The sequence below is a fragment of the Achromobacter xylosoxidans A8 genome, from assembly GCF_000165835.1.
GTDB lineage: Bacteria > Pseudomonadota > Gammaproteobacteria > Burkholderiales > Burkholderiaceae_B > Achromobacter > Achromobacter xylosoxidans_B.
The window spans coordinates 4,300,203-4,318,800 of the sequence record NC_014640.1 but is presented as its reverse complement, the minus strand read 5'-3'; the positions used below and the strand labels follow the sequence as shown (position 1 = coordinate 4,318,800).

General features: G+C 60.0%; 22 protein-coding genes. 19 read left to right on the top strand and 3 right to left on the bottom strand.

The window, feature by feature from the left end:
• The first annotated feature begins 1 nt into the window (after window position 1).
• The 17 genes from AXYL_RS19935 to AXYL_RS34085 all read left to right on the top strand — a co-directional run bounded on the left by AXYL_RS19935 (window position 2) and on the right by AXYL_RS34085 (window position 15,092).
• A complete protein-coding gene (locus AXYL_RS19935) occupies window positions 2-1,246 on the top strand; it encodes a phage major capsid protein (RefSeq protein WP_013394656.1) in 1,245 nt (414 codons plus the stop codon).
• 51 nt (window positions 1,247-1,297) lie between these two features.
• Window positions 1,298-1,552: a hypothetical protein gene (locus tag AXYL_RS19930; protein ID WP_013394655.1), complete on the top strand. Its 255-nt coding sequence runs from the start codon at window positions 1,298-1,300 to the stop codon at window positions 1,550-1,552.
• A 2-nt stretch (window positions 1,553-1,554) separates the two neighbouring features.
• Window positions 1,555-2,031 carry a phage gp6-like head-tail connector protein gene (locus tag AXYL_RS19925; RefSeq protein WP_013394654.1) on the top strand — a complete coding sequence of 159 codons (477 nt, stop codon included), beginning with the start codon at window positions 1,555-1,557 and terminating at the stop codon, window positions 2,029-2,031.
• Window positions 2,028-2,381: a head-tail adaptor protein gene (locus tag AXYL_RS34405; RefSeq protein WP_013394653.1), complete on the top strand. Its 354-nt coding sequence runs from the start codon at window positions 2,028-2,030 to the stop codon at window positions 2,379-2,381. Before AXYL_RS19925 ends, AXYL_RS34405 begins: the two co-directional genes overlap by 4 nt.
• Window positions 2,374-2,871 carry an HK97 gp10 family phage protein gene (locus AXYL_RS19915; RefSeq protein ID WP_013394652.1) on the top strand — a complete coding sequence of 166 codons (498 nt, stop codon included), beginning with the start codon at window positions 2,374-2,376 and terminating at the stop codon, window positions 2,869-2,871. Before AXYL_RS34405 ends, AXYL_RS19915 begins: the two co-directional genes overlap by 8 nt.
• A gap of 7 nt (window positions 2,872-2,878) precedes the next feature.
• Window positions 2,879-3,217: a DUF3168 domain-containing protein gene (locus AXYL_RS19910; RefSeq protein ID WP_202798611.1), complete on the top strand. Its 339-nt coding sequence runs from the start codon at window positions 2,879-2,881 to the stop codon at window positions 3,215-3,217.
• Between the two features lie 61 nt (window positions 3,218-3,278).
• Window positions 3,279-3,935 (top strand): phage tail protein, encoded by a 657-nt coding sequence (locus AXYL_RS19905; RefSeq protein WP_013394650.1) that lies wholly within the window; start codon window positions 3,279-3,281, stop codon window positions 3,933-3,935.
• Window positions 3,932-4,243: a phage tail assembly chaperone gene (locus tag AXYL_RS19900; RefSeq protein WP_013394649.1), complete on the top strand. Its 312-nt coding sequence runs from the start codon at window positions 3,932-3,934 to the stop codon at window positions 4,241-4,243. Before AXYL_RS19905 ends, AXYL_RS19900 begins: the two co-directional genes overlap by 4 nt.
• Before the next feature lie 8 nt (window positions 4,244-4,251).
• The gene (locus AXYL_RS19895; protein ID WP_013394648.1) at window positions 4,252-4,557 is read left to right on the top strand and encodes a DUF1799 domain-containing protein; all 306 of its coding nucleotides are present in this window, start codon (window positions 4,252-4,254) and stop codon (window positions 4,555-4,557) included.
• 3 nt (window positions 4,558-4,560) lie between these two features.
• Window positions 4,561-7,341: a phage tail tape measure protein gene (locus tag AXYL_RS19890; RefSeq protein WP_013394647.1), complete on the top strand. Its 2,781-nt coding sequence runs from the start codon at window positions 4,561-4,563 to the stop codon at window positions 7,339-7,341.
• Complete coding sequence (locus tag AXYL_RS19885) at window positions 7,338-7,838, top strand: hypothetical protein (protein WP_013394646.1); 501 nt, start codon at window positions 7,338-7,340, stop codon at window positions 7,836-7,838. The genes AXYL_RS19890 and AXYL_RS19885 overlap by 4 nt, the downstream gene beginning before the upstream one ends.
• Window positions 7,828-8,343, top strand: a complete 516-nt coding sequence (locus AXYL_RS19880) for a DUF1833 family protein (protein ID WP_013394645.1) — start codon at window positions 7,828-7,830, stop codon at window positions 8,341-8,343. Before AXYL_RS19885 ends, AXYL_RS19880 begins: the two co-directional genes overlap by 11 nt.
• Window positions 8,344-8,917: 574 nt before the next feature.
• Window positions 8,918-11,572, top strand: coding sequence for a host specificity factor TipJ family phage tail protein (locus tag AXYL_RS19870; RefSeq protein ID WP_041654013.1), 2,655 nt, complete (start codon window positions 8,918-8,920; stop codon window positions 11,570-11,572).
• A 54-nt stretch (window positions 11,573-11,626) separates the two neighbouring features.
• Window positions 11,627-13,894, top strand: a complete 2,268-nt coding sequence (locus tag AXYL_RS19865; RefSeq protein WP_148260616.1) for a hypothetical protein — start codon at window positions 11,627-11,629, stop codon at window positions 13,892-13,894.
• 18 nt (window positions 13,895-13,912) lie between these two features.
• Window positions 13,913-14,203, top strand: a complete 291-nt coding sequence (locus AXYL_RS19860; RefSeq protein ID WP_013394641.1) for a phage holin family 2 protein — start codon at window positions 13,913-13,915, stop codon at window positions 14,201-14,203.
• Window positions 14,200-14,610, top strand: coding sequence for a M15 family metallopeptidase (locus AXYL_RS19855; RefSeq protein WP_013394640.1), 411 nt, complete (start codon window positions 14,200-14,202; stop codon window positions 14,608-14,610). The genes AXYL_RS19860 and AXYL_RS19855 overlap by 4 nt, the downstream gene beginning before the upstream one ends.
• Window positions 14,607-15,092 carry a hypothetical protein gene (locus tag AXYL_RS34085; RefSeq protein WP_013394639.1) on the top strand — a complete coding sequence of 162 codons (486 nt, stop codon included), beginning with the start codon at window positions 14,607-14,609 and terminating at the stop codon, window positions 15,090-15,092. The genes AXYL_RS19855 and AXYL_RS34085 overlap by 4 nt, the downstream gene beginning before the upstream one ends.
• A 12-nt stretch (window positions 15,093-15,104) precedes the next feature.
• On the opposite strand, the gene AXYL_RS34900 is transcribed toward AXYL_RS34085, so the two are convergent.
• Entirely contained in the window at window positions 15,105-15,326 is a 222-nt protein-coding gene (locus AXYL_RS34900) for a CrpP-related protein (RefSeq protein ID WP_148260615.1), read from the bottom strand.
• 897 nt (window positions 15,327-16,223) lie between these two features.
• On the opposite strand from AXYL_RS34900, the gene AXYL_RS19845 reads away from it, so the two are divergent.
• A complete protein-coding gene (locus tag AXYL_RS19845) occupies window positions 16,224-16,835 on the top strand; it encodes a hypothetical protein (RefSeq protein WP_013394638.1) in 612 nt (203 codons plus the stop codon).
• An 854-nt stretch (window positions 16,836-17,689) separates the two neighbouring features.
• Window positions 17,690-17,926, top strand: a complete 237-nt coding sequence (locus AXYL_RS19835; protein WP_041655761.1) for a hypothetical protein — start codon at window positions 17,690-17,692, stop codon at window positions 17,924-17,926.
• Window positions 17,927-17,971: 45 nt separating this feature from the next.
• On the opposite strand, the gene AXYL_RS35440 is transcribed toward AXYL_RS19835, so the two are convergent.
• Window positions 17,972-18,202, bottom strand: coding sequence for a CrpP-related protein (locus AXYL_RS35440; RefSeq protein WP_013394635.1), 231 nt, complete (start codon window positions 18,200-18,202; stop codon window positions 17,972-17,974).
• An 87-nt stretch (window positions 18,203-18,289) separates the two neighbouring features.
• A complete protein-coding gene (locus AXYL_RS19830) occupies window positions 18,290-18,583 on the bottom strand; it encodes a hypothetical protein (protein WP_013394634.1) in 294 nt (97 codons plus the stop codon).
• Window positions 18,584-18,598: the final 15 nt, after the last annotated feature.

Genomic DNA, 18,598 nt, shown 5'->3' with positions numbered 1-18,598 from the left:
CATGAAGCAACAATCGAATGCCCGCGTCCCCCGCGGGCTGGTTTCCGTACGCGCCGATGCTGGCGGCCCGGGTGAGGTGAAGGCCCTCATCGAACAGCTGAACCAAGCGTTCGCCACGTTCAAAGACGAACACTCCAAGCAGCTGGATGAGGTCAAGAAGGGCACGCATGATGCGCTTCAGGCCTTCAAGGTCGAAAAGATCAACGCGGACATCTCCCGGCTTCAATCGGCCATCGACGACGCAAACATGAAGATTGCGTCGGCGCAGATGGGCGACGGCACCGGTCAGCGCCTGAAGGACTCCGAATACAGCGACGCCTTCAACGCTCACTTCAAAAAGGGCGACGTGCAGGCGGCGCTGAACAAGGGCGCCGCAGATGAGGGCGGTTATCTGGCCCCGGTGGAGTGGGATCGCACCATCACCGACAAACTGGTGCTGGTGTCGCCGATGCGCCAGTTGGCGACGGTGCAGCCCGTGTCGGGCGCGGGTCTGACCAAGCTCTACAACCTGGGCGGTACGGCCTCGGGCTGGGTCGGCGAGACGGACCCCCGGCCGCAGACCAACACCGCCGGCTTTGCTTCGCTGGGCTTCGGCTGGGGGGAGCTCTACGCAAACCCCGCCGCAACGCAGCAGCTGCTCGACGATGCGGCGATCAACCTGGAAAGCTGGCTGGGCGGGGAAGTGGAAACCGAGTTTTCCAAGCAGGAGGGCCTGGCTTACGTGTCGGGCAACGGCACGAACAAGCCCTTCGGGATTCTGACCTATATTGCCGGCGGCGCCAATGCGGCCAAGCATCCGTTCGGCGCGATCAAGGTGGTGAATAGCGGTGCGGCGGCGGCCATCACTTCGGACGGCATCATCGACCTCATCTATGACCTGCCTTCGGCATTCACGGGCAACGCGCGCTTCGCGATGAACCGTAAGACGCAGGGCCAGGTCCGCAAGTTGAAGGATGGTCAAGGCAACTACCTGTGGCAGCCGTCCTTCGTCGCCGGTCAACCCGCCACCGTGGGTGGCTTCCCGCTGACCGAAGTTCCTGACATGCCGGATGCGGTGGCCGGCGCAACGCCGGTGCTGTTCGGCGACTTCAAGCGCACTTACACCATCTTCGATCGCGTGGGCGTGCGGGTGTTGCGTGACCCGTACACGAACAAGCCGTACGTGCTGTTCTACACGACCAAGCGCGTCGGGGGCGGAGTGCATAACCCCGAGCCGATGCGTGCCATGACGGTCGCTGCGGACTAAATACCGCGGGAAGGCGCCGGCCGGCGTCCTTCCCCATCTCAGGAGAGTTATATGGCGAAGCTGATCAAGGCGTTTCGGGGTGTGCCGAAGGGCGCTATCTACCCGGTTGAATTTTCGGCCGGTGAGGAATGCCCTCCCGAACTTGAAGCCGGCGCGCGGGCTTTGGGCGTGCTGGAAGCGAGTGCGGACGATTCAGACGAGAAGAAAGACCTGATGGCCCAGCTGGACGCGGCGCAGATCAAGTATGACAAACGCTGGGGCCTCGACAAGCTCCGTGTAGCGCTGGCCGAAGGCGCGAAGGACTGATCATGTCACTGCTGACGCCTGAAGAGTGCATTGCTCATTGCAACGCCGATCCGGCGGACGCGTCATTGCTGAGCGATTTGCTCGCCGCTGCTGAAAGCGCAGTGGCAGGCCATCTCAACCGCGCATTCTTTTCGGCGCAAGCCGACCTCGTCGCCGCGCAGGACGCGCTGCCGCAGGCTGCCGGCGACGCTCAGGACGCATATGAGGCTGCCATGGCCGCCGCAGCGGATCTTGGCAACCCGGCTGCGCGTCAAATGGCAACTGCACTTGCGACGGAGCGGTTGAAGGAAGCGAAGATCGGCTTTCAGCGCGTGCTGTTCGGCATGGTGGCGACACCTCGTGTCAGGGCCGCAGTGCGGCTGACGCTCGGCAATCTGTATGCCAACCGCGAAGAGGTGGTTGTTGGTGCAAGCGCCGCTCGGCTTCCTCAAGGGGTGCCGGAACTTCTGCGCGCCGACAGGCGGGAGATGATGCCATGAGGGCTGGGACGCTGCGCACCTGGATTCGGATCGAACGGCGGGAAGATGGGCAAGACGACGCGGGGCAGCCGAATGGATCCTGGGTGGAAGTTGCAACAGTACCGGCAGATCCCCGCGGTCAGACCGGTATGGGCGCCATTACCCGCAATCAGGAAGACATAGGCGCGTCCATCAACGCATACAGTTTCCGGATCCGGTTCCGCCGCGGCATCGACCAGGGGATGCGCCTACTGGAGCTGTACGACGGGCAACCGGTCGGCGATCCCTTCGACATCAAGAATGTGCGGATGGACCTTGGGCGACGGCAGTGGACGGACTTGATCTGCGAGCAAGGAGGCGGCGATGGCTAAGGGTCTACAGGCGACGTTCGATACGTCCGGCTGGTCTGCGGGCTTGGATCGGCTGTTAGGACCCGCACGGGTCAGCCTGGCGCGCTCGATGGCCGTCGCTGGCGGCGAGGTGCTGCGGGATGAAGCCAAGGCGCGGGTGAATACGCACAACGGAGTTCTGGGCGCCGCCATCTACCTTGCCTTCCGGGAACGGTACTCGACAGATCAGGAGGTCCAGTACGCAGTCACCTGGAACAAGCGTAAGGCACCGCACGGCCACTTGGTGGAGTTCGGACACTGGCAGATCTATGCCGTAGTCCGCAAGCCGGACGGCAGCTATGTCACGGACAAGCGTCGCAGGCTGGCTACGCCGAAGTGGGTGCCCGCCTATCCGTTTCTGCGGCCGGCCTATGAAGCCGCCTCGGAGCGCGCACAGGCGGCAATGATACAGCGCGGGCGGCAGCGCCTGCCTGAGCTTCTGGCGGGCAGAGAGGTGAACGATGACACTTGAGTCCAAATTGAAAGCGCTGCTGGGGCCGTTGGTCGGCGGGCGCGCGTATCCGGATGTCACACCGGATAAGCCGGAATTCCCGCTGATCGTTTACCAGGGCGCGGGCGGGCAAGAGCGTTGGTACGTCGAGGGCAAGCGCCGCGAGAAGCGGCACCAGCGCTTGCAGGTGTTTGTCTGGGCTACGACGCGGGCGCATGCGAGCTCCATCGCCGATCAGATCGGCACCGCCCTGTGCGAAAGCGACTTTCCGGCCGTGGAGCCATACGGCTCGCCCACCAGTCTCTACGAAGAGGCAATCAAGAAGTACGGCACGCGTCAGGACTTTGGGATCTGGCATCTCCCCTAAAACACCGCAATTTTTCATTCCTTGCCCGGCTTTGTGCCGGGCTTTCTTATGAGGGAAAGATATGTCTTCCATTTTCATCAATGGCACGCAGTTTCGCGTTTCCAAGACGATCAGCTCGATCGGTGCGATTTCTGCGATCACCAATGCCAAGAACCCCGTGGCATCTGCGGTGACGGTTCCTACCGATGGCGACATCCTCGTGGTCAATTCTGGCTGGCCGGCCCTGGACGAAACCGTCTGGCGCGCCACAGCCGCTGCTGCTGGCAGTTTCGAGCTGGAAGGGGCTGATACGACCCCGCAGCGGCTTTACCCGCAGGGAAAAGGCGCAGGCTTCTTCCGCAAGGTCACCGACTGGTTCAGCTTGGATCAGATACAGGATGTGCAAATCACCGGGGGCGAGCAACAGAATTACCAGTACCAGTACGTCGAAGATCCCCGCAGTCAGCAGTTGCAGAAACCCACGTTCAAGACGCCGGTTGTCCTGACTTTCACCTTGGACTACGACCGCAAGAAGGAGTGGTACGGCGAGCTGATCGCTGCCGACATCCTGAAGTCGCCCGTAGTGGTCGAAGGCGTCTATCCGGATGGCAGCGTCGTGTACTACTACGGGTTCCCGTCCTTCAACAAGAATCCTGTCGGCGGCACCAATGCGAACCTGCAGAATACGTTCGCTCTGTCTCTGCGCGCCGAAACTACTACGTACGATGGTGCCCAATGACCTTCATCATCAAAGCCGATCCGGCTATTGAAGCAGTTATCACCATCAAGGGCCAGGGCCGTACCCAAAAGCTGATCGTCTCGTTCCGCCATAAGACCAAGGACGAGTACGACGATCTGATGGGGCAGCTGCGGGAAGGGAAGATCACCACTGCCGATCTGCTGCTGCACCTGATCGAGCGCTGGGACGCTGACATGCCGCTGGAAGATGCCTCCATTCATACGCTGCGGCAACACCAGCCGGGGGCGGATCTGGCGATCGTCCAGGCCTACAACGAAGCGCTTCGGGTCGAACGTGAAAAAAACTGAAGGGGGCGGTGGCTGCGTTCTATTGGACGCCGCCATCCGCCGAAGCGTTGGCAAAGGCCGGGCTGCGTTTCCGGCCATCGCTCTTCAAACGACCCGCTGTTGAGGTATGGGCTGATCTCGCGCCTGCATTTGACCTATTTGCCCGGAACCATACGCAATGGCGCGTTGGTGCTGGCGGCCCGGTGGGCTTGGACTACAACGCCCTCTACTCGGATATGGATCGAAGGGGGGTAGATCTGGCCCAGCAGGACGAGATCATGGGAACGCTCAGATCTATTGAGCGCGCCGCGCTGGAATTTCTTCACAAGAGTTGAAATATGGCACAGGAAAGCATAGGCACTGCGCGGCTAGACATTGTTGTCGATACCTCTCAGTTTGATACCGCTATTGCTGCTGCCAAGCGCGGTACAAGCGGGATGTCTGAGGCCGCTCAGGCCGACTATGCGAAGCTGACGGCCGCGGAGCGGCGTCGTGTTGATGCTCTGGTCAATCAGGCCAACACGATTGAATTCAACCGCAAGCAGCAAATTCTCTATAACGCCGCGTTGCGTGAGGTGCCCACGTCCATTCTGGACGAATTGAGGGCGAAGCTGACCGCAACGGGGGCAGCAGCGGCCGGTGCTGGCAAGCAATTAAACCAATACGGTTTGAGTGCCGCTCAGCAGGCTGCGGCACTTCGCGGCGTGCCTGCTCAGTTGACCGACATTATTGTGTCGATCCAGGGTGGGCAACAGCCTTTGACGGTGCTGCTGCAACAAGGCGGCCAGCTTAAGGATATGTTCGGAGGGATCGTACCGGCCGCTCGGGCGCTTGGAGGGGCGCTATTGGGCCTGGTGAATCCGTATACCGTAGCTGCCGCGGCACTCGCTGGCCTGACTGTGGCGTGGGTTAAGGGTTCATCGGAGGGGCAGAATTTCCGTGAGGGCTTGATTCTGAGCGGGAATGCGGCCGGCGTCACGGCCGACAACCTAGTGAGTTTGGCTCACGGTCTCGGCGCTGTCGTCGGGAGTCATTCCCGTGCAGTACAAGCGTTGAGCGCCATCGCATCATCCGGACGTTTTGCAGGATCCGCGATTAGCGACATCGCCCTAATTGCGGCGGAAATGCAGCGGGCAACTGGAGCGGAAATCGGCAAGACGGTCGACTCTTTCGCGAAATTGAGCAAGGATCCAGTCGAAGCCGTTGTTGAGCTCAACGAACGCTACGGAATTCTGAACGGCACGATTTTTGCACAGGTACAGGCGCTGACGGAGCAAGGGCGCGCTCAAGAGGCCGTCGAAATCGTTGCGCGACAGGCCGCTTCGGAGCTCACGAGCCGAACCGCTGCGCAAAGGGAGAACCTCGGCTCGCTTGAATCAGCCTGGAATAACCTGGGGCGCGCGGCGAGCTGGGCTTGGGACAAGATGCTGGACATGGGCCGCGAAGCCGCGGTTGATGACAAGATTCGGTCGGCAGAGCGGGAGGTGAGGCAGCGATCGGAAAACATCCGCATTGCCACTGAAAACGGCGCCGCAATCAGCGAAAAAGAGAAGCGAGGGTTGGCCGGGGCACAGGCGCTTGTTGATTCACTGAAGACACAAAAGAAGGAGGCCGAGGACGCGGCCAAGGCTCAAGCCGAGCAATTGCGCATCAATCGAGAGGCGATCCTGGCGCGGCAGGAGATTGCGAAGCTTGTAGAGGATGGCGCCTCCAAGGCAGAAAAACGGCGCAAGGCGTTCGATGATCTGGACAAACGCATCGCGAAGGCGCAGAAGGACGGTACTGCCCTGGCCGCTTCCGACATCAAGGCCGCTCGTGAGGCGATCGAGCGTCAGTATAAGGAGCGGGGCAGCGCTTCACCGACCAGGGACGACAGCGCAACTCGGTTACTCGCGGAGTATGCCCAGGCGGAAGCAGCACTGCGCGGCCAGGTCGTCGCGCAAGAGAAGTTGGGCACATGGGAGAAGCGCCGGCTGGAGTTCGAACAGCAAATTTCGGATCTTAAGGAGAAGAAGAGCCTAACGGCCGACCAAAAGAGCCTGGTCGCCCAGCAGGATCAGTTGCGCGCGGCGTTGGAGCGTAACGTGGCCGCAGAACAGACATTACGCCTGGCGCAGGAAAGCGCTCGCGTGGAAGTGATGCGGGCAAGCCTGAGCTCTTCGCGAGAGGTCGAGCAACGACAGTACAACGACCAGCTTGCTGGGGTCGGCACGGGCAGACGAGACCAGGAAGAGTTGCGTGCCCGCCAGGCCATTCTGCGTGATTACCAGCGGCAGTTGGATCAGGCGACCCGCGATCGGACCGTTGGGAAGGTGTCGGAACAGACTTACCGTGAGGAAACTCAGCTCCTGGCCGATCATCTTCAGCAGCGGCTGGCAATGCAGCAGGCCTACTTTGAAGAGGTCAAAGCGGCCGAGGTGGATTGGGCCAATGGGGCAACTTCAGCGTTGCAGGACTACGCCGACGAAGCTGCGAACGTGGCCGGTGGCACAAAGTCCGTATTCTCCACTGCCTTTCAAGGGCTGGAGGCGTTTGGAACCACAGCGATCACGAAGCTGAAATTGGATTTTCGCAGTCTCGGAAATGTCGCGCAGCAAGTTCTTGCCGATATCGCGAAGATGCTGGTTCAGCAGAATGTGACAGCACCGTTGGCCGGCTTTCTAAGCAGTGCGATTGGCGGCTTGGCGGGGAACTGGACGACCACCGCCGCCAACAACCCGTGGAGTCTCTCTTCATTGGGGCTTCTAGATGGGCGCGCTGGCGGCGGGCCCACGGCGCCGGGAACCTTCTATGAAGTGAACGAGTTGGGGCCGGAACTCTACAACTACAAAGGCCGCACCTATCTGATGTCAGGTGGAGAGGGGGGTTATGTGACTCCGTTAACCAAGTCAACGGCGTCGGGCGCGGACGCGGGCCAGGGACCACGCATAACGATCAATAACAACGGTACGCCGCAGGACTACCGCGTCGAGCGATTGACTCGCGACGAGGTGGTGCTGATCTCCCGCGATCAGGTCTTTGAGCAAGGGCCAAAGATGATGGAGGCGCAGTTCGGGCGTTCGAGTTCTCGCGGGTCTCGCGCAATGACGAACAACTTTAAAACGGAGCGAAACCGATGACCGATATCCCTGTGTTGCCGTTTCGCCCAATTCAGGCCGGCTATGCGCCCGCTCTCGGGGATGGGTCGCAGCGCATCGCTCTGGAAGGTGGAAGTGGGCGCTATCGCGCAGGGGTTCAGTCAATGGCCCATACGCTGCAAGCGACATATGTTGTGTTTGGCGAGGAATACGGCCTTCTGATGGGCTTCTGGAGAAAGATGCGGCGGATTGGCGGTGGGCCGTTCTACGCCGACCTGACCATTGACAGCAGCCTCAGCAATCGGTATGTCGCGCATTTCATTCCCGGAAGTGCGCGGCCGGTACCGATTGGGGGGGATGGTTGGACCGTCACGTTTCAGCTTGAGGTTGAATCGCTTCCAGAGTTCGACGACGAGACGCTTGATTACTGGGGGGCAATCCTGACGCTGTTTGCAATTTACGGCAGCCTCCCGGCGATCAAGGAAATGATGAATCTACTTGCGAAGCTCGTGAACGAGGACCTTCCTCATGCCAGATGAAAATGCCATTTTTGTGGACTACTTCTTTGGCGCGCCGCGTAACGCGGTAGGGCTAGAAACGATTGAAATTAGTCAGCCAAGCTTCTCGCAAGTATGGCGCCTGCAAGCCAATTTTCGGGATGGACTTTGGGCGCGCGTAGAGTCAGGCGAGTTGGTGTTTTTTCGGTATGTTCCGTTGCTGCTGAAGCTACTGGAGGACCGCGGCACTCTGGATTTCGGGATTTCCGTCACTGTTGGAGATTTGGGGGAAATCCTTCCAGACGAAATTCAGCGGGCGCGTGTTGCCGGGACGCTTCGAACGTCGCCGCCTAAGGTGGTGCATCGGACCTACCGTTCCGACAACTTGGAGCGGCCAATGTTCGGGCCGATTGTGTTGCAGGCGCAACCCATTACGCGGTCACGTGATGGCGCGCAGTTCGATGCCACAGCTCCGCAGGTGAACACGAGCAAGACCGGGGTTCCATACCGGACTGATCTGTTCCCAATGCTCAGGGGGTTCCTGTGAGCATAGATTTCCTACTGTCGAGAGAGTACGACCGCCAGGCATACAACTGCCTGCATTTTTCTGCGGAAGCTTGGGAATATCTGACGGGCGACCGTCGCCTTCACCTGGTCGAGGAGCGAGCTTTTCGCGCTGGGCGTGTTGTGGAGATCTTCCGCGGCTTACGGCGTCAGGCGGACCCGACAGTCGCACCATCAATCGCGTTGATGGACGCGCCAGACGGCCAATTGCACATGGGTGTTTGCCTGCGGCGGCGTCTCTTGCACATCAATGAAAGCGGGCCACAGTTCTTTCTTGTCGAGGCAATTTCAGCCACGTACAGAAATATGAGGTTCTATCTGTGATTACTGTTCACATCTTCCGAGCCCCCGATAAGGAAAGGGAAACCCATCAAGTCAACGATCTTCTGTCGTTCTTGAAGGCTGAGCTTGGGCCGCGCTTTCCGCCCGGGGGCAGGATCACCGACATGGCTACGGGCACTGCCGTGACTCCACAGAGGCCAGCAGATGTTATGGCGCTGCGGGCACTTCCGGGTCCTTTCGTTGTGGAGGTGTTTCCGCGAGATCCAGGAACCTGGATGGCCATCGCTGCGTCGATTGCAGTATCAACGGCGTCGATGATCCTCGCTTCCATCCTTGCGCCGGAGCCTCCGAACGCTACAGCTCGGAATGTACAGAAAGAGTCTCCGAATAATGGACTCTCGGAGCGTACCAATCGCGCGCGGGTGAACGGCCGGGTGCCCGACATTTATGGGACTGTTCGCTCGACCCCTGACCTGTTGGCCCAGCCCTATAAGGTGTTCGAGAACCACGTTGAGAAAGAGATCGCGTACATGTGCATTGGCCGTGGCGCGTATGAATTGCATGATGCGCGCGACGACACGACCATGATTTCGCAGATTCCTGGTGCGTCTGTGGAGGTGTATGCGCCATTCACCTCACCGAACAGTGGTCATGCGCCGCAATTGCGCGTCGGGAATACAATCAATCAGCGAGTCATTGCTTCCAAGCGCGTTAACAGCGTTAATGGTCAGACGCTTCAACCCCAAGACTACGGCAGCGTGATTCGTCGAGGCATTGTGTTCCGATCTCCGAATGAGGTTGTCTCGCAGGATGACGGCATTGATTTTGCGGAGTTGTTCATTGCCGGCGACGTGATTTCCATACAGAACGCGGCGCAGACTCAGGGCACTTTCTCCTATACGCCACCTGCTGACGTTACGTTCCGGTCGGACGTAGGGGCTCCAACAGCATGGGGTGAAGCCTCCTTTACGGGTAACCACCTGGCTGAGTGGGCGGCCGGGCAGATTGTTACTGTGTCCAATGGCTACGTGAGCTGGACGGACTCTACGGGTGGAGGAAGCGATTTACCGTATACCGCGAGCAGCAACGTGACGGGAATTTACGGTGTTGTTGCGGTGAGTTACGACGCTCTGCGCGATCTGACGGTCATCAGGCTCGATGTCAGCCAGAATTCCAGCGCATGGCGCGCTTTCAGATTAGCCTTGACGCCCGTCACGGGGTCGCCCACGCTCACGCGGCCATCGGGCACTGTGCAGTTTGATCTGTCCGGTCAGTACGTTGTCAACACGGTCACTGCTGGCCTCCTGACGTTGGATAACCCCGCAGCGGTCAATGCGGGCTGGACCACGATGGCGAACGAGTATGGGGGGCAGTCAACCTTGCTCAATCCGACCATCAGTACGACAGGCGAGCGTTGGGTCGGGTGGCTGACGGTTGAAAGCGTTCAGCCCATTTCTCGGGTGATCGCCAATACCGTGGCGCTGGGCGGCTTATACAAGGACAACGGGCGCCAGCAGTACCGAAGGGACATTGTCTACCGCATGGAGGCGCAGCGCGTTGACGCGAACAATGAGCCCTATGGCCCGGTGCATGTGTTCGATCGGACGATCCGCGGTTCGGCCGTTACGCGGGCAGTGCGGGCGGACACTCTTGAGGCTGAACTGCCTGGCGAGCCAAGCCGGCGGTGGCAATTCCGAGAGCGCCGCCTGACGAATTCCGATACGGAATTTGAGGGTACTGTGGTTGATGAGATCCAATGGCGCGATCTGTACGTCTGCTCCGCCGTGGAGCAAGCGCATTTCGGCGATGTCACCACGGTGCAGTCCGTGACGTTTGCCACGGATGGGGCTCTTGCGGTCAAGGAGCGAAAGCTGAATCTGCTGGTGACACGAAGGCTTCCGAAGAGGGTTTCTGGAGCAACGTTCACGAGCGAGCTTTATCCGACAAACGACGTGGCCGATATCATCTCGGCCATCTGTCTTGATGCCTTGATTGGCAACCGTTCACCGGCCGAAGTCGATTTCGACAACATCTACAACACGACCCAGGAAATCCGGGAGTACTTCGGCGTGGATGTCGCTCAGTTCAACTACACCATCGACAGCGATAACCTCTCTTTTGAAGAAACGCTTTCGATGATCGCGGAGGCCGTCTATTGTCGGGCGTATCGCCGCGGTAGCGTGATTCGGTTGTTCTTCGAGCGCGCCACCGAGGATGCGACGCTGCTATTCAATCACCGCAATAAGCTGCCGGGATCGGAGCGGCGGACGGAGGGCAGCACGGTCGAGAATGATGGCCTTGAGTACCAGTGGATTCGGCCGGAAGATGATTCGCCGGTCACCATTTACTTGCCGGAGGACCGCTCAGCCGTCAACCCGAAGCGCATCGAGTCGGTTGGGGTGCGGATTCTCGAGCAGGCGCATATCCATGCCCATCGAGCGTGGAACAAGCTTCAGTACCAGGATGTGGCCACGGAGTTCGACGCTTTACCAGAGGCAAACTTGCTCGCGGTGACGGAGAGAATCAGATGTGCGGATAACACGAGAGGCCAGAGCAGCGACGGCGAGATCGTCGATGTTGCGGACGATGACGGCCGACTAGTGAAGCTGTCTCAGCCATTCGACTGGAAGTCGGGAAAGGCATATCGAATCTTCCTGCAGAGCAGTGATGCTTCGGTGGAGTCCATGGTGGTTCAGTCGGGTGGCGGACCCCGCTTCGCGCTGCTGGAGCGCGAGCCGCGCACGCCGATCATTCTTCGAGGGGACGGCTACAACCCCACGGCGTACATCATTGGCGAAGGTGATAGCCCTCGTGAGGCGATGGCCTTCCTGGTGGATGAGAAGGGTGCGCCGAATGACGACGGCACTATCCCACTTACCGCAATCAACTATGACAGTCGCTATTACCAGAACGATCGCGACTTTGTTTAGGCAAAACGAATCAGATTTACCCCGCCACGGCGGGGTTTTTTTATGGGCTCTCAAATGGCAACTGACCCGATCTCTATTCAGCAGCTAAGGAACGCATCAGACGATGCACAGGATCTTCAACGAATTGTGAATGACGATGTGCCGGCGGTTGTCGATACGCGATTTGGTGGACCCAAACCCAACTATGCCAAGGTGTTGGCAGATTCCCATGCAAGATTCCAGCAGTTCTTGCTGTCATCTGGCTATGACGTGCTTGGCGAGTATGGGCCTGGGTTGAACATCTCCAGCTTGAATCATATTTTTCGTAAAGATGGAGAGTTCTATCGGGCTTCTAAAGGTCTTGGCCTGCCTTACACCACCACCGGGGTGTGGGCGAGTGAGTCGTCCAAGTTCGTGGCGGTTGGTGACGCTGCGCTGCGCCAGGAACTGGCGAAGGCCGCCGGTAGTGGTGATTCCGGGTCCGTGATGATTGGGTACGGATCAAGCAACGTCCAAGATGCGCTAGATCTGGTCAGGAAATCTGACGCCGGCTCAGCGCTTCGATACGGTGCGGACGGCAACGGTACAGCTGAGTCTGGCGTTGCCTTGGCAAACGCGTTGGTTGCGGCACCCTCTGTATTCTTCCCCCGGACCGATGCGGGCTATCGCTTTCAGGGCTCCCGCACCATCACGCTGACGCGGGATAGCGTGATCGACTTCGGGGGCAACCAAATCACGTTTGGCGATACGGCTCGCATCACGATCGCATCGCCCGTGGGCGTGAGCGGCCGCACCGTGACCGAGGCGGTGCAGCGGGGCGGCGGGGCGATTCGTCTGAACTCGGTGGCCGGCATTGAGGTGGGCGACCTGCTTTATGTTGAGACGACGGTTGCGCCCTCCACCGAATGGGTGGACACGAAGAAGGACTGCATTCGCGTCAAGGGGTTCACGGGCACGGATTACGTATTGCTCGAAGAAGGGCTGAATTTCAGCTACGCGCCGGGCGATGCAGGGCTCCAGGTCATGACGTACAAGCCGAAACGCCTTACCCTGCGCAACCCGCACCTGGTCATATCCTCGGACGCCACGCCGCGCGTACTGATCGAAATTCGGGGGTGCCAGGATGTGGCGATCGAAAGCCCCGTCATCACGGGGCCGGCGCCCTTCAATACTGCGACCAACATTTACCGAGTCGGCATCTCGTTTAACCGCTGTTTCGGCGCTGTCGCTACCGATTCGGTTTTTACTCGCATGTCCTATCCGGTCATATTGGACGGCGCCACGCGCAATGTGCGAGCAACCAATATCACCGCCAACGCTTGCCGCCACACGGTAGAGGCCGCTGACTGGTCGTCGGGCCTCTACGTGGACGGGGTGGACGCCAGTGATTGCAATTCGGCCGTCTCCGCGCATCCTTCCTTCAACGTCCATTTTTCGAATGTCGCCTGCCGCCGCGAAACGGGGCTGGCCAACCTGCGGACGATAGGCGGCTCGTTGCAGAATGGGACCATCGAAACTCTGGCGGACGACACGGCGGAATTGCCGCAGTTCCAATCCATATTGCTGAAGCCCGAGTATCTGTACCTGTACGGGGATGCAGATTTCGATGCGCACTACGTGAAGTGGCGCGCGCCTTTGCGGACGACGCTGCCGTGCTTTGCCGTCAATTTCGGGCGAAACGTGCGCGTGTCGCACCTGACGATGCCGGTGATGGGGATGTCCCTGACTTCTAGAGGGAACATCACAAACCTCGAGATCGGCCCGGGCATGCGGATTGGGGGAGACGGCCTCCCAGGCAAGAAGTGGATGCAGAATGCGCCGCGCATTGTGCGACCGCCACTGGTCGCGCCGCGAGTGATAGGGGGTAATCCGACCCTTCTTCTGCCGTTCGCACTTGTGGACGCTGTCGGGGGGTACGCAGAGGCGCGCGGGCCGGTGGCCATCGGAACCGGAAACACGCCTGCCAATACGTCGTTTGTCATCTACCTCGACACGTTTGCCGACATTGAACAGCCCGATGAAATCGTGGGCTACCTGACTCTGCACGGTTCCATGCGCCACAACGCCGCCGGCCGATTCAGCACCCGGAGCAAGACCTGGAACTTCATCTCAAGCCGATCTTCTCCGGGCAGCAATAGCTTGTTCCCTCTGACACCGATACAGCAATCCACGCTTTCGGGACAGGCCAATGAAAATCTCTCGCTCGATATATCGAGTGCCACGTTCGCAACCGACTCGGACGGGCGTCAATACGTGCTAGTCAACATCGTCATGGACTCAGCGGGACTGTCCGGGCGTGCTTTCGGGCTGTCGTATGACCTTCGGCTGCATCGTCTGCTGTGATTGGAGTGAGGCAACCTCATGAATGATTGGGAAAAGAACCTTGCCTGGTTGGCGGGCATCGGTGCGCTGATTGCAGTCGGCCGCGCACTCACAAGCACGGAGCGTCTTTCGTGGCGCGTGGTGATCGGGCGCACGATCCTGGGCAGCGCAGTGGCCACTGTGGCAGCCTTGATCTACATCCCCTTCCCGGACGCCCCTATGCCGGTGACGCTGGGCGCCGGCGCTGCGTTGGGCATTCTGGGCGAACAGGTGCTGGAGCTGGCTGCTCGCAGGCTGATTGCCTTCAAGTTCGGAGGTGATCCGAAATGAGCGGATTTCAACTGTCGCAGCGAAGCCTGACGCGGCTGGTCGGCGTCCACCCCGACCTGGTCGAGGTCGTGAGACTGGCCATCCAGCGTACGGCGGTGGACTTCACCGTGGTGGAGGGTGTGCGAACGGTCGCGCAGCAGCGCGAATACGTCGCGCGCGGTGCCAGCCAGACGATGGCCAGCTGCCACTTGCCGCAAGCGGACGGACTCGGCCATGCCGTCGACCTGGCGCCGCTGGTGGGAGGCGCGATTCCGTGGAACGACTGGCAGGCCTTTGCTGACTTGGCGGCTGTGGTCAAGGCGTGTGCCGCGGAACTGGGCGTGCCGGTGGAGTGGGGCGGGGACTGGAAGTCGTTCAAGGATGGCCCGCACTTCCAAATTCCGCGCGACTGGAGGGGGCGGGCATGAACCCGCTGCTGCGCGCTGCGGCGCCATACCTGATCGGGGCGGCCTTGGTGGCGGTCTCTGGGCTGTGCGTGGCCTGGTATGGATCCCACCGGGAGGCGGCCGGCGTCACCCGCACGCAACTGGAGGCGGCAGCCAACGCCCGCCAGATCGAGGCGCAGTACCGGCGCCAGGAACAGGAAATGGCGGCCGAATATGCGAGCCGCCTGGAGAATGCCAATGAAGCCATCCGCCTATCGAATGCTGAGCGCGATTCCGCTGCTGGCGCTGCTGACAGCCTGCGGGACGCCATCGTTGCCCAGCGTGCCCGAGCCGCCCAAGCTGCCGCCCGCGCCGGCCTCTCTGAACAAGCCGCTACCAGAGCCTGGGACGTTCTCAAAGCGTGCACGGACGAATATGCTGCGTTGGCAAGAGACGCTGATGGAGTCATCGACGGAATGAGAGAGGGCGACGCCTGGGCCAAAGCGCTCCAGGCGAGGCCCTAGCAGACTTAATGCTCAGTCGTTGAGCAATTGCTGCGTTCGCCGCCTAAGGTCAGCGAGTCGCGCCGCGGTCTCTTCCTTCCAGCCTGCTTCCCACGCTGACAATTTGGCGTTCCATTTGCCTGGTGCCTCGCCTATGTGGGCAGGCATATTGGCTGCCTTCATGAGCGGGCAAGCCGAAAGGGGTACGCCATACTTTGCAGCTTCTCGACCAGCTCGGTGATGGATGTCGTCCATTTCGTACCTCCTAGTAGGCATGTGGCCTACGGCTTACGATGGACTCCATGTATTTGAGTGTCCAGCCTTGTTACCGAACGAAATTAGGGCTTGATGCAAGGACACCATGCAAGCCGCCCCGCGCCCTCCGCAGCTTCGTGAATGCACCGCCGCCTGAACCTCAGCGACCGCGAGTGCTCCCTTTAGGCGGAGCCTTCCCGGCTTGTTCCTGTGTTTTACGGTCACGACCGAACGCGTCCTCGCCTTCAGGAAGCTCCTTTCCCCCAGCTGGGTAGCCAGAGTTCGTGTCAGGGTCGGGGTTCTCTTGCTCTGTAGGCGGGCTGTCGACTGTGGGCTGGCCGTCGCGGCGGAGGTTATCGGATTCAGCGTGAAAGGGTAGCTTCGGCATGACGGTTCCTCTGCAGGTGGGCGCGTTCGATCGGAGCGCCCACGAATGAAAGAACGCCCGCGCAAGGCGGGCGCCAAAGGGTCGCGCGATCTGGCAACGCGCGCCTATGCCGCAGCGCTCTGCGGGATGGCCGCCCGCTCATGGCGTCAGCCCTTTAATCGCCGGGACATGCACTACCCAGGCGACAGAGCGCTGCGACGAGAAGGGAGCAGCAAGTGTCATGCCGGCTATTGGGGCTGCGCAAGATCGGGCGCGAGCGCCTGATCAAGCAAGGGCCACCGCGTCACTCGCAGTGCATGGGCACCCCACGTGCTCTGGCGTTGGCGCTCCCCGCCTAATCTCTCGTCTGCGTGCAGGGATGGTCAGCGGCTGAGTTGTGTAAACAACAGATGCGAGCCGTCAGTGCGAGGCGCGTGGGCTTGGGCAAATGGTTTGCTGGGCGATGGGTGGGCACGCTATTTGCGGAGAGGGGTTGGATGTACACACCGAAATCCATGAAGGAGAACCGTATGGCTACCAAAACGAAGGGTGACATTGCAAGAATTCAGGAGCTGCTGTATCAGGCGTTGGAAACGGAACTGGGCGGGATCCAGGTCTACACCGCGGCACTATCTTGTGCCACGAACGAGGATCTCGCTAAAGAATGGCAGGAGTACCTGGAAGAGACGACTACGCACAAGCAGGTCTTGCTCACGGTGTTTGAGGAACTGGGCTTGGATCCGAATCAGGAATCACCTGGACGCAAAGTAGTTAGACACCATGGTCAGTCTCTGGTCGCTGCCATCGAGCTCGCGAAGACTGGCGGTGACCCAGCGGCAGCGCAGATTGTGGCAGCGGAATGCGTGGTGCTTGCTGAAACGAAGGACCACCAGAATTGGGAGTTGGTCGGTCTAGTGGCTGATAAGCTCTCAGGCGCAGAGGCGAAGACTCTCAAAAAGGCCTATGAGGCGGTGGAAAAAGACGAAGACCACCATCTTTATCACACAATGGGGTGGACTCGTGAATTGTGGATTGAGGCGCTGGGATTCCCTGCCGTACTGCCTCCGCCCGAAGAAGTCAGGAAGGTAGAGAGCGCGATCGGTGCGTCTAGGGCCGAGCAAGACCGGGACAAGATGCTGTAGCACGAGACAACGCACCTGGTTGGCTTGGAGGACGATTCCAGCAGATCGGCCGTCATCTGGTCGGACTCCAACATACAAGGTGCAAGGGCCGGGCCCGCCGCCCGCGGTGTCGATTGGGTTGAGGCGCTCGCGGGCGTTGTGGATCGTGCTCGCACTCCAGTGACGTGCGAGTGGAGCTAAGACGCACTGCGTCCATAGTGATGTAACTTGATCGAGAGGGCGACGAAGCAAAATGCATAAATAGTCATAGATCGAAGGCATGACGACAATACCCGCGCCGCCGTCCCGATATTGTGATAGCGTCACGAAATCCCTCTATCAATTGGTTACACCATATGGGAGAAGGCGATGTTTCGTGCGCGCGATTGGACTAGAGCCGGAGAAGTATGGGAGGGTTGGGGGGAGGTCGTATTCCTCACCGTGGCATATTTATTTGTCGGCTATCAGGTCTTGGTGGGCACGGATGCCTATGCGCTGATCCGAATCCTTGTAATTCAGCATGAGCACTTTCAACTCGCTGAGGTCTTGCTTCTTTCCGCAATGGCATTTCCCGTCGCCTGTATTGTGCTCTTCATCCAGCTGCGCCGCCTTCAGTTAGAAACTCGGCGTCGAAGGGCGCTAGATGCGCGCATCACTGAGCTCTTTAAGCGGGTACGGGATGCAAGGCTCGGCGAGATCAGCCGTAGCAACCTCTAGCGGGGCGCCATACCCTTGCGCAGCTTGCGCGGCGATTCCAAGTCTTGGACCATGCCAGACGTAGCGGACGGGGACCCGGACCCTTAGCTCGGTTGTATTTCCAGTGCTACCCTGGGTATGAATCTTGCTGCTCGCTGCAGGGACTCTTGGGGATCGATGTGAATACGGACGAGTTTGTATCTAAGATGATTGCGACTGCCAGCCCCGAGAATTTGGGATTCGGAGATTGGACGGAGGTGATCTATGCCTATGCCGCAGTGCTGGAGCGGATAGAGGCGAGGTTGACCGTGGAGGAGACTCACGAACTGGTTGGTGTGGGCGGCCAGTTTTATCGGACTCTAGCGCGGGCTGAAGACTATCGCCGCACGTTTACGCGCGATCCTTCCGCGGAGTGAAACAATCTAGCAGGTGCGCCCCGCATTGGGGCGCATGCTTAAGACTTACATGCCACGTCGGCCTGTTGGGTGGCTGCGGCTACTCGGCGGGGGTCTTGTAACTTCTTTCTCCTGCGTCCATCCAGCCTCCCAGGCGTCGACTTTTTCGCGCCATTCTTGGATAGCCTCGCCCGTGTGGCCTGGCATCGCGGAGGCTACGTAGTAGGGGCAATCGAATAAGCTCAGCCCTTCGCGGGCCGCTTTGGCGCCCAACTTTCGGATGTCGTCGCGTTGCATTGCTATACCCTCCAAAAGAAGATCACGGGAAGGTCAGTATTGCGCACGGGGCGTAGCGCTTGCAATAGTGTGGCGGGACTACCTGGCCTAGCGCGGCGCCATCCCCTTGCGCAGCTTGCGCGGGGATTCCAGGAGCTCCATGGTCATCTGGTCTTTCTCCAGCACACAGGGCTCCACGGCCAGGCCGGCCAGCAGGTCGTCGTAGATTCCACCCATGAGGCCCGCAGGCCGCTTCAGTTCAAAGGACACCTGGTGCATGCGCAGTAGGGCCGCGCGCAGGCGCTTCACCTCCCACAGCAGGGTGAGGACATCGGGATTCCAGGGCTGACGCTCCCGGATGGCCCGGAGGTCGGCGCAGGTGAGCGGGTCTTTGAACGGCATGGCGGAAAAAACTGG

Excerpts from the sequence above, each read along its gene's own strand:
- AXYL_RS19880 (WP_013394645.1), top strand. The coding sequence starts at position 7,828 with ATGCCAGATGAAAATGCCATTTTTGTGGACTACTTCTTTGGCGCGCCG.
- AXYL_RS19860 (WP_013394641.1), top strand. The coding sequence starts at position 13,913 with ATGAATGATTGGGAAAAGAACCTTGCCTGGTTGGCGGGCATCGGTGCG.
- AXYL_RS19890 (WP_013394647.1), top strand. The coding sequence starts at position 4,561 with ATGGCACAGGAAAGCATAGGCACTGCGCGGCTAGACATTGTTGTCGAT.
- AXYL_RS19885 (WP_013394646.1), top strand. The coding sequence starts at position 7,338 with ATGACCGATATCCCTGTGTTGCCGTTTCGCCCAATTCAGGCCGGCTAT.
- AXYL_RS19865 (WP_148260616.1), top strand. The coding sequence starts at position 11,627 with ATGGCAACTGACCCGATCTCTATTCAGCAGCTAAGGAACGCATCAGAC.
- AXYL_RS34900 (WP_148260615.1), bottom strand. The coding sequence starts at position 15,326 with ATGGACGACATCCATCACCGAGCTGGTCGAGAAGCTGCAAAGTATGGC.
- AXYL_RS19845 (WP_013394638.1), top strand. The coding sequence starts at position 16,224 with ATGGCTACCAAAACGAAGGGTGACATTGCAAGAATTCAGGAGCTGCTG.
- AXYL_RS19925 (WP_013394654.1), top strand. The coding sequence starts at position 1,555 with ATGTCACTGCTGACGCCTGAAGAGTGCATTGCTCATTGCAACGCCGAT.
- AXYL_RS34405 (WP_013394653.1), top strand. The coding sequence starts at position 2,028 with ATGAGGGCTGGGACGCTGCGCACCTGGATTCGGATCGAACGGCGGGAA.
- AXYL_RS19905 (WP_013394650.1), top strand. The coding sequence starts at position 3,279 with ATGTCTTCCATTTTCATCAATGGCACGCAGTTTCGCGTTTCCAAGACG.
- AXYL_RS19915 (WP_013394652.1), top strand. The coding sequence starts at position 2,374 with ATGGCTAAGGGTCTACAGGCGACGTTCGATACGTCCGGCTGGTCTGCG.
- AXYL_RS19855 (WP_013394640.1), top strand. The coding sequence starts at position 14,200 with ATGAGCGGATTTCAACTGTCGCAGCGAAGCCTGACGCGGCTGGTCGGC.
- AXYL_RS19870 (WP_041654013.1), top strand. The coding sequence starts at position 8,918 with ATGGCCATCGCTGCGTCGATTGCAGTATCAACGGCGTCGATGATCCTC.
- AXYL_RS34085 (WP_013394639.1), top strand. The coding sequence starts at position 14,607 with ATGAACCCGCTGCTGCGCGCTGCGGCGCCATACCTGATCGGGGCGGCC.
- AXYL_RS19830 (WP_013394634.1), bottom strand. The coding sequence starts at position 18,583 with ATGCCGTTCAAAGACCCGCTCACCTGCGCCGACCTCCGGGCCATCCGG.
- AXYL_RS19900 (WP_013394649.1), top strand. The coding sequence starts at position 3,932 with ATGACCTTCATCATCAAAGCCGATCCGGCTATTGAAGCAGTTATCACC.
- AXYL_RS35440 (WP_013394635.1), bottom strand. The coding sequence starts at position 18,202 with ATGCAACGCGACGACATCCGAAAGTTGGGCGCCAAAGCGGCCCGCGAA.
- AXYL_RS19935 (WP_013394656.1), top strand. The coding sequence starts at position 2 with ATGAAGCAACAATCGAATGCCCGCGTCCCCCGCGGGCTGGTTTCCGTA.
- AXYL_RS19930 (WP_013394655.1), top strand. The coding sequence starts at position 1,298 with ATGGCGAAGCTGATCAAGGCGTTTCGGGGTGTGCCGAAGGGCGCTATC.